We start from the raw sequence: 8,922 nt of genomic DNA, 5'->3' as shown, positions 1-8,922 counted from the left end.
ATGGGGCAAGAAAACAGAAACGTTGGCAACCAAACTGATCCGAAATCAGCCATGGCGTCTAGCGAACATGCGGCTGACGAGTCGGCAGAACTTGGCGTCATTGCCGGATCGTGCCCCGGCGACGGAGTGTGCGTGCTGGACACGATTTTGGGAAGTCCGGCAGCCGATGCGGGAATCTCCCATGGCGACTACATCCTTGCGGTTAATGACACCGAGGTCTCGACGCCCAAACAGTTGATGGAAGCGATCAAGCGGCTCAAGGGAGGCGAAAAGGCAAACGTCACCGTTTGGCGTGAAGGACAAACGACTCAGCGTGAGGTACAGCTGGCTTCCAAAGCAGATCAACCACCGGCCAGTCACGGCGCTTGGCTCGGCGTCATGCTATCGCCCACCGAAGAGGGCCAAGGTGTGAGAGTGGAACGTGTAATGCCCGAAAGTCCCGCGGCCGATGCGGGACTGCGAAGTGGCGACATCATCGTCAAATGTGACAAACGAGCCGTCAGCGATGCGCAAACGTTCGCCAGCAGTGTCGAAGACAAAGGCCCTGGCACCAAGTTGCAATTGACGGTCAAGCGAGACGGAGATCAGAAACAGATCAGTGTGACACTGGGGGACCGCGACGAAGCTCCGATGCGATTCATTCGCCAAGCGACCCAGCCGATCCATGGCAATTTTCGCGAGCGAACTCAGCAAGATGACGCGTCGTCGCTGATGGACGAAACGCTCGACCAGATGCGTCGGCGAATTCGTGATTTAGAGCGACAAGTGCAAGAATTGAGCACGCGGGATGACGTCTCGCAATCGTCCACTGTGACGGACGAAAACGGCGTGATGTTGGTCGTCCAACGTGGTTGGGATGGCGATTGGAATCGCGGACGGGATCATGACGGCCGCTGGGATCGCAATCGTGATTGGGACCGCGATCGTTACGATTGGCGAAATCGATATCGCAGCGGGTATCGCTCGCCGCTGTATCGCAGCCCACGTTACGGCAACTCGTATTACCGATACCAGGGTCGACCTTACTACGGCAACTTTGGTCGCGGTTACGGAATCGGAGATGGCGGCGTCCGCATCGGTAACTTCGGCGTGTGGTGGTAATCCGGGGTGAAGGCCGTTGATTGCATCGATTGAGGTGCAAGGATTGTATTTTGGTTGGTTCGCCGTATTCGCGGCGAACCAACCGTTGTGAAGAAGAACCGGCAAGAGCACCGATGCGAGATGCCCCTGCCAGACACATTGCCAGACCTGACTGCTTTGTTTTGCTACCGCTTGAATTTGCTGTTCTTTCAACTTGGAAATATGACGATGAAACGAGATTGCCTGCTTGCTGTGCCACTAGTCGTCGCACTGTTGATTCCCGCATCGACTCGCTCGGTTGCGGATGAAATCCTAGCCTCTGCCAATACCGCCGATCGCGTGAGCCCCCCGCGTCTTAGCGTGGACGACGCGTCGCTGCGGATCGCTCCCGACCCGGTAATCTCCGAAACCGAGAAACTCACCGCACATCAACAGGAACTCAAAAGGCTCGTCCAACAAGCCCAAGCTAGCTTGGATCGATGCCGCCAACAGGTCCGCGACTACACCTGCACATTCTTGGCACAAGAGCGTATCGACGGACGACTCGGGCCTACGAAACGCTGCCAAGCCAAAGTGCGGCATACCTATCCCGAAGACGAAAATGACGATGTGTCCACAAACATCTACATCAAATTTCAATCGCCTAAATCAATGCACGGACGCGAAGTTTTATGGGACAGCCATGCCAACGATGGGCGAATGCTTGTCCGCAAAGGTGGCAAGGTTCTCGGGTTCATGACCGCGATGATCGAGCCATCAAGCGTACTAGCGATGCAAGGCAACCGGTACACCATTGACGAATTCGGCATCCGACGACTGCTCGAGCGATTAGTCGACGTTGGTAATGCCGAGTTGTCGGTCGAACACGTGTTAGTGAAGAGTCGCCCGAACGTCGAAATCAACGGACGCAAATGCCAGTACTTCGAAGTCGTGCATCCGGTTCGCCAAGAACAGCTGCCGTTTCATATCGCCAAGGTCTATGTCGACAACGAACTACGATTGCCGATCCTGTTCGAAGCATTCGATTGGCCCGAGGATGAATCGGAAGAACCCGTTTTGATGGAGCGGTATCTGTACTGTGACCTGAAACTGAACGTGGGATTGACCGACGCCGATTTCGACCGAACTAACCCCGAATACCAATTCCGCTAGACCGGTCCCATGGCGATTTCATTTCGAATTCGATGCGTGGTGTTTAGTTCCGACATCCGTATTACGTAAAATCATTGAGGTGATTTAATGTCCATTGCTAATGCTGAGCGTATTCAACTCGTCGACCCACGCCAGGCGCATGCCACACCGCCGTTCAAGGACCAATCCCCGATCGAGATGCCGGGCAAGACATCTCAGATGCAGCCTCAACCCGATCACGGCGAACAGAGCTACGAGGGATCGGGAAAACTAAAAGGACTGTCGGCTTTGGTGACCGGCAGCGACAGCGGAATCGGCCGTGCGGTAGCACTCGCATACGCTCGCGAAGGCGCCAACGTCGCGATCAATTTCTTGTCCGAAAACGAAGATGCCGAGCGAACGGCCGAACTTGTTCGCGACGCTGGCGTCAAGGCGGCAGTGCTTCCCGGTGACCTTCGCGACGAGAGTTTTTGTCAGCAATTGATCGACAAGACGGTGGATGAACTCGGGACAATTGATCTGTTGGTCAATAACGCGGGTTACCAACAAACTCGCGATGACATCGACGATTGGTCGACAGAGACCTTTGACCGCATCTTCAAAACCAATGTGTACGCCACGTTTTGGCTCTGCCGCGCCGCACTGAATCGCATGCCCGCTGGCGGCAGTATTATCAATACGGCATCGATCCAAGGCTACAATCCTTCGCCGTCACTGCTGCCCTATTCGGCCACCAAATCGGCGCTGCTGGGGATGACCAAAGGATTGGCGAAATTGGCGATCGAACACGGCGTCCGCGTCAATGCAGTGGCCCCCGGCCCGGTATGGACGCCGCTGATCCCCGGCACCATGCCCGAGGAAAACATTGAGAACTTCGGAGCGAATACTTTGTTTCAACGTCCGGCACAGCCTGTCGAATTAGCGCCTCTGTATGTCTGGCTGGCAAGCCCCGCAGCCAGCTACGTCACCGCCGAAGTCTTTGGTTGCACCGGCGGAAAAACCCCGGTGTGATCTCATGACAACCATAGAAGATTCAGTTGCAAAATCCGACAAAATCCGCACCGAGCAGATCGTTCGCTATTGGCAAGCCGCCAATTACTTGGCGGCGGCCCAGATCTATCTGCGTGAGAATGTATTGCTTCGCGAACCGCTGAAACCCGAGCACATCAAGCCGCGATTGCTCGGGCACTGGGGAACCGTCCCCGGCATCAATCTCGTGTACGCACACCTCAATCGTTTGATCCTTGCGCAGGACGTTTCGGTGTTGTTGGTCACCGGACCGGGCCACGGAGCCCCCGCCAATCTGGCCAACCTGTTTCTCGAAGGCTCGCTTGGCGAGCGTCACGAGGGATACCAGCGAGACGGCGACGGATTGCGTCATCTGGTCCGCAGTTTTTCATGGCCAGGCGGGTTTCCAAGCCATCTGACGCCCGCCACACCGGGGACCATTCACGAAGGCGGTGAACTAGGTTACGCACTGGCGACCGCCTTCGGCGCGGCGCTAGACAATCCTCAACTGCTGGTCGCCTGTATCGTGGGCGATGGCGAAGCGGAAACAGGCCCCACGGCCACGGCTTGGCATTCGATCAAGTTTCTTAATCCGCATCGCGATGGCAGCGTGCTGCCGATTTTACATTTGAATCAATACAAAATCGCCAGCCGCACGTTGTATGGGGCGATGAGCGACAGCGAATTGGAATCACTGTTTCGCGGGTTCGGCTATCATCCCTTGTTCGTCAACATCAACCACGATGACTCGCTCGTCGCGGCACATCAAGCGATGCGAGACACGCTCGATACGGCGTTTGAACAAATCACCGCGATACGAAACGCCTCCACCCCGGAACGCCCGCGATGGCCGATGATCATTTTGAAATCGCCAAAGGGATGGAGCGTTGTCGATTCCCTTGATGGCAAGCCGCTAGAAGGTTCCTATCGGGCTCATCAAGTTCCGATCCCGGATCCTCAATCCAATCCGGAACATCTGCAAACGCTTCAGCGTTGGCTACGCTCGTATCAACCCGAAGATCTATTTGATGAATCCGGCTGCGTGCGTGGCGATTGGATCGAAGTCGCGCCCACAGGCGTTTCCCGGATGGGGATGAATCCGCACGCTGCCGGTGGCCAGCGCCGTCAACCGCTGCAATGTCCGCCATGGCGTGATTTAGCAGTCGACATCGATCCAAAAAGCCGAGGACAGATTACCGCCAGCGACACCAAGACATGTGGCGAATTCCTAAAGCAGGTCGTCCAAGCCAATCGCGGTCGTTACCGAATCGTATGCCCCGATGAAATGGATTCCAATCGGCTCAGCGCCGTGTTCGACGCCACCGATCGACAATTCATGTGGCCCGTTGCCGATCACGATGAACACGTTTCAACGTCAGGATCGGTGATGGAGATTCTATCGGAACATACTTGCCAAGGGTGGTTACAAGGCTATTTGCTGACCGGCCGTCACGGATTGTTTCCTTGTTATGAAGCGTTCGTGTCGATCGTCGACAGCATGATGGGGCAATACGCCAAGTTTCTGAAACGATCGGGCGAGATCGAGTGGCGAAAACCGGTCTCTTCACTGAACTATCTGCTCAGCAGCGAAGGGTGGCGACAAGACCACAATGGATACTCGCATCAGATGCCTGGATTTATCAACACGCTGCTAAACAAAAAAGCCGAGAACGTTCGCATCTATTTACCGCCCGACACCAATTGTCTGCTTTCCACGATGGACCATTGTCTGCGCAGCACCGACAAGATCAATTTGATTGTCGCGTCGAAACAGCCGATGCCTCAGTACTTGAGTGCGGATGAAGCGGCGAAGCATTGCGAGCGAGGCCTATCGATCTGGGACTGGGCCTCTAACGAGTCGCGATCCCCATCCGATCAACCCGACGCGGTGCTCGCCTGCGCCGGCGTCTACCCCACAGCCGAGGCGGTGATGGCGGCGCGTCTGCTGTCCCGCGACTTGCCCTCACTGCGGCTGCGCTTGGTCAACGTCACCGACCTGCTGATTTTGGAATTGGATTCCTTTCACCCGCACGGACTCAATGAACAAAAATTTGTCGATTACTTCGGCGTCGATTGCCCTGTTATCTTCAACTTTCACGGCTACCCGTCGGCGTATCAAACAATTGCTTTGGAATCGGCCCAGCATCATCGCTTTCGAATTAATGGTTATCGCGAAGAAGGGACGACGACCACGCCATTGACGCTGCTTGCCGTCACCAAATCGATCGATTCAGTTTGTTAGACCAGATCTTGAACGCCGTCAGCGAACGCAGGGACGATTTAGACCGAGATATCTCGGATCTGCGAGCGAAGTACTCGGACCAGCGGCAAGCGTGGCTAAATTTCGCCGAGGAACATGGCAAAGACATTGACGCATTCACCCAATGGACGCTGCAATGAGCATCCTGTGTTTCAATCCCGGCAGCGGGACGCTTCGGTATCGTTTATTTGATCCGCGAAATGGATGTCGCGACATCGGTGGTGGCATGGTCGACCGCATCAAGGGCGCCGATGCCGTTCGCCAAGCCGCCGAAAACGTGCTGGATGAAAGAGATCCCGAGCGACTCGAAGCCGTTGGCGTTCGCGTCGTTCACGGAGGCGACGAATTCATCGAACCGACTCGGGTCGATGATCAGACGATCGAAAAACTAAGTCAAATCACGCATCTCGCACCGCTACATCTGCCGACCGCGATTGCGGTATTGCAATCGGTAAAACAGCGAATCGGCTGCCCCGTGTACGCCGTGTTCGACACTCATTTCCATCGAACGATGCCCGAACCCCAGCGATACTTTGCGTTACCAGACGGGCTCAGACAAAAGTATCGCCGCTATGGTTTTCACGGGATTGCACATCAATACGTCAGCCAATCTTTCCACCATTCCCCAGCCAGTGTCGAGCACGACGGAGCAACCGACCGCGTGATCTCGTTACATTTCGGTGGCGGTGCGAGCGCGTGTGCAGTTCATCGCGGCAAGAGTGTGGCAACCACGATGGGAATGACGCCGCTGGATGGTTTGATGATGAGTTCACGCTGTGGCAGCCTGGACCCTGCGATCGTTTTTCAGCTCCTACGCGAAGGCCGCGACGTGGACGAAGTGGAACGATTGCTCAACCAAGACAGCGGACTCAAGGGCGTTTCGGGGATCAGCAGCGACACTCGCGACATATTACCTGCGTTGCAATCAGGTGACCCTAATGCAACGTTGGCGATCGAAATGTATGCCGCGCGAGTACGCGAATCGATCGGTGCCTCGATCGCCACGTTGGGCGGCTGCGACGCTGTGCTGATCTCAGGGGCGTTGGTAAAAGATTCGCCGCAATTCCGCAAACACCTTCTCGATCAACTGGACTGTTTTAATATCCACTTGGATCCCCAAGCCAATGATCGAAGCGACGAATTGACCATTCCGACGCGTCTGAACCGTGACGGCGTGACCTTGGCGTTCATCCCTGCGCGGGAAGAACTGCAGATGGCACGGCTACTAATCCAACATGGACATTTTGAAGGTCTCGGAGCATGACATCGCCACCACAACCAACCGTTCATCCTTGGCATGGTGTGGGGCCTGGTGATGATGTGCCAAACACCGTCAACGCCATCATCGAGATTCCACGCGGCGGTAAAGTTAAATATGAACTCGACAAACAAACGGGGCTGCTGACGGTCGATCGGGTTCTGTTTTCTGCGGTTCACTACCCGGCCAACTATGGCTTCATCCCGCAAACATTTGCCGACGATGACGATCCGCTTGACATCATGGTCTTGTGCCAAGAACCGGTGGTCCCGCTGTCGTTGATGGCTGCGAAACCGATCGGCATGATGACGATGATCGACGAAGGAAAACGCGACCACAAGATCATCGGGGTGGCACTGTCGGATGCCGAATTCAATGGGTTTGACGACCTGCAATCCTTGCCTTCGCATCGCTTGGAAATGGTTCGCCGTTTTTTTCTTGACTACAAAATCCTAGAAAACAAAAGCGTCGAGGTCGAAGACTTCGAAGACGCCGAGACCGCGTACGCGGTCATCAACGACGCGGTCGTTCGCTACAAACAGCGTTACCAAGCCTCCTAAACAGACTAAACAGAATGGTGTATTCGCTGCGGCGACTCTGATGACGACAACAACGCCACTGCCGCATATCGGTGGCGCTGGCTAGCCAGCCGGATCAAGTTCGACCTTCATCCATCCGGCTTGGCGTTGATCAAACGTTTTGTAGGCTTCGATCGCCGACACGATGGGCTGCGTTTGCGTCAACACGCCTGTCGGTTGAAGCTCGCCACGATTGACCATCCCGACCAATTTGGGAATGTATTTGCGGTGATTGCAATTTCCCATGTTCATGGTCAAGTTCTTGTTCATCGCCATGCCGATCGGAAACGTCGTTGCATTAGGTGGATAGACGCCGATGATCGAAAGCGTCCCTGCTTTGCACAACGCCTCGGTTGCCCAGCGTAGAACTTGCGATGGGGCATGTCCGGGTTGCCACAAGTCGCCATCGGGATTGGTTTCCGGTGCAACCCCTTCTCGCTCTTGCTGAAACTGGGGCTGCATCGCCTTGGCGTCATCGGCCGCAGGTCCCGAGCGAGGCATTTCCGCATCGACCCCCACGGCATCAATCACGCGATCAACACCGATCCCGGCGGTCAATTGTTTGATCGTTTCCACCGGGGGTTCCTTTTCGAAATTGATCACCTCGGCCCCATGTTTTCGCGCAAGCTGCAAACGACTTTCCACTCGGTCGACGGCAAGCACGCGGCCGGCCCCTAGCAGGTGAGCGCTGATAATAGAAAACAACCCGACTGGCCCACAGCCAAACACCGCGACGGTGTCTCCGGGAGTGATCTCGGCCAGATCGGCCCCGAAATAGCCGGTTGGAAAGATGTCAGAGATGAGAATCGCTTCCTCGTCGGTAACCCCGTCGGGAAGACGAACCAATCCCACGTTGGCAAACGGAATGCGAGCATACTCGGCCTGCAATCCATGGACAGGCCCGGTCATCTCGGGACCGCCAAAGAAACAGGTTCCCGCATCGCTGCCATTAGGGTTGGCGCAATCACATTGAGCGAAGTACCCGGTTCGGCAGTAAGCGCAACTGCCGCAAGCGATCGTCGATGGGATGACGACGCGATCGCCAACAGAGAAATTCCGAACTTGGTCGCCGACTTCCTCGACGATCCCTACCCCTTCGTGCCCCAAAATTGTTCCTGGTTTCATCCCTGGAACCGTTCCACGAACAAAGTGAAGATCGGTCCCACAGATCGCACTGGACGTCAACCGAACGATCGCATCAGTAGGATCTTGCAATTTTGGGGCATCGACATTGTCCAATCGAATGTCTCCGACACCGTGAAATACGACCGCTTTCATTTTTCTTGCTCTGTTGGTGGAAGATGGGGATGACGAACAGATTGACGAAGTGCTCAAGACGCAACAAATGTGCCATCGCTCGCCGTCAAACTGGTCGAAAACCAAGCAGGTCGATTCGTCACAAAGAGCGATTGCAAAAAAACTTCAAACAGCAGCGGAGCCGAACCGCCTCGGCTTCAAACCGAAGATCGCTGCCACGGCTTGACGAGGCTGCCCTAATTCATCGGATGCAATGACACGACACGAAAGATGGAGGATTTCCCCAGTTGTGATTTAGGGATTCCCCGCTCTGGATCGGGCGCGATGTTTGCAGCTCAAACAGTTACGTT

6 protein-coding genes and 1 pseudogene are annotated in these 8,922 nt (G+C 55.4%); 6 read left to right on the top strand and 1 reads right to left on the bottom strand.

What is annotated here, in order from left to right; all coding sequences use genetic code 11:
* From RMSM_RS18730 to RMSM_RS18705, 6 genes and pseudogenes are all read left to right on the top strand, one after another.
* Window positions 1-1,101: PDZ domain-containing protein (locus tag RMSM_RS18730; RefSeq protein ID WP_008699695.1), on the top strand; the 1,101-nt coding region annotated here is incomplete at its 5' end.
* Window positions 1,102-1,308: 207 nt separating this feature from the next.
* Window positions 1,309-2,232, top strand: a complete 924-nt coding sequence (locus RMSM_RS18725; protein ID WP_160168320.1) for a DUF1571 domain-containing protein — start codon at window positions 1,309-1,311, stop codon at window positions 2,230-2,232.
* Window positions 2,233-2,319: 87 nt separating this feature from the next.
* Window positions 2,320-3,222, top strand: coding sequence for an SDR family oxidoreductase (locus RMSM_RS18720; RefSeq protein ID WP_008699692.1), 903 nt, complete (start codon window positions 2,320-2,322; stop codon window positions 3,220-3,222).
* Window positions 3,143-5,619: pseudogene (locus tag RMSM_RS18715) on the top strand (phosphoketolase family protein). Before RMSM_RS18720 ends, RMSM_RS18715 begins: the two are co-directional and overlap by 80 nt.
* Complete coding sequence (locus tag RMSM_RS18710) at window positions 5,616-6,743, top strand: acetate/propionate family kinase (protein WP_008699686.1); 1,128 nt, start codon at window positions 5,616-5,618, stop codon at window positions 6,741-6,743. Before RMSM_RS18715 ends, RMSM_RS18710 begins: the two are co-directional and overlap by 4 nt.
* Window positions 6,740-7,297, top strand: coding sequence for an inorganic diphosphatase (locus RMSM_RS18705; protein WP_008699685.1), 558 nt, complete (start codon window positions 6,740-6,742; stop codon window positions 7,295-7,297). The genes RMSM_RS18710 and RMSM_RS18705 overlap by 4 nt, the downstream gene beginning before the upstream one ends.
* A gap of 81 nt (window positions 7,298-7,378) precedes the next feature.
* Here RMSM_RS18705 and RMSM_RS18700 read toward each other — a convergent pair whose 3' ends face one another.
* A complete protein-coding gene (locus RMSM_RS18700) occupies window positions 7,379-8,593 on the bottom strand; it encodes a zinc-dependent alcohol dehydrogenase (RefSeq protein ID WP_008699682.1) in 1,215 nt (404 codons plus the stop codon).
* Between the last annotated feature and the right edge of the window lie 329 nt (window positions 8,594-8,922).

This window comes from Rhodopirellula maiorica SM1 (assembly GCF_000346295.1).
Classification (GTDB): domain Bacteria; phylum Planctomycetota; class Planctomycetia; order Pirellulales; family Pirellulaceae; genus Novipirellula; species Novipirellula maiorica.
This window is presented reverse-complemented; position numbering and strand designations above follow the sequence as displayed.

Bases quoted from the DNA above. Each gene is read 5' to 3' on its own strand.
- RMSM_RS18725 (WP_160168320.1), top strand. From the start codon at position 1,309: ATGAAACGAGATTGCCTGCTTGCTGTGCCACTAGTCGTCGCACTGTTG.
- RMSM_RS18705 (WP_008699685.1), top strand. From the start codon at position 6,740: ATGACATCGCCACCACAACCAACCGTTCATCCTTGGCATGGTGTGGGG.
- RMSM_RS18700 (WP_008699682.1), bottom strand. From the start codon at position 8,593: ATGAAAGCGGTCGTATTTCACGGTGTCGGAGACATTCGATTGGACAAT.
- RMSM_RS18720 (WP_008699692.1), top strand. From the start codon at position 2,320: ATGTCCATTGCTAATGCTGAGCGTATTCAACTCGTCGACCCACGCCAG.
- RMSM_RS18710 (WP_008699686.1), top strand. From the start codon at position 5,616: ATGAGCATCCTGTGTTTCAATCCCGGCAGCGGGACGCTTCGGTATCGT.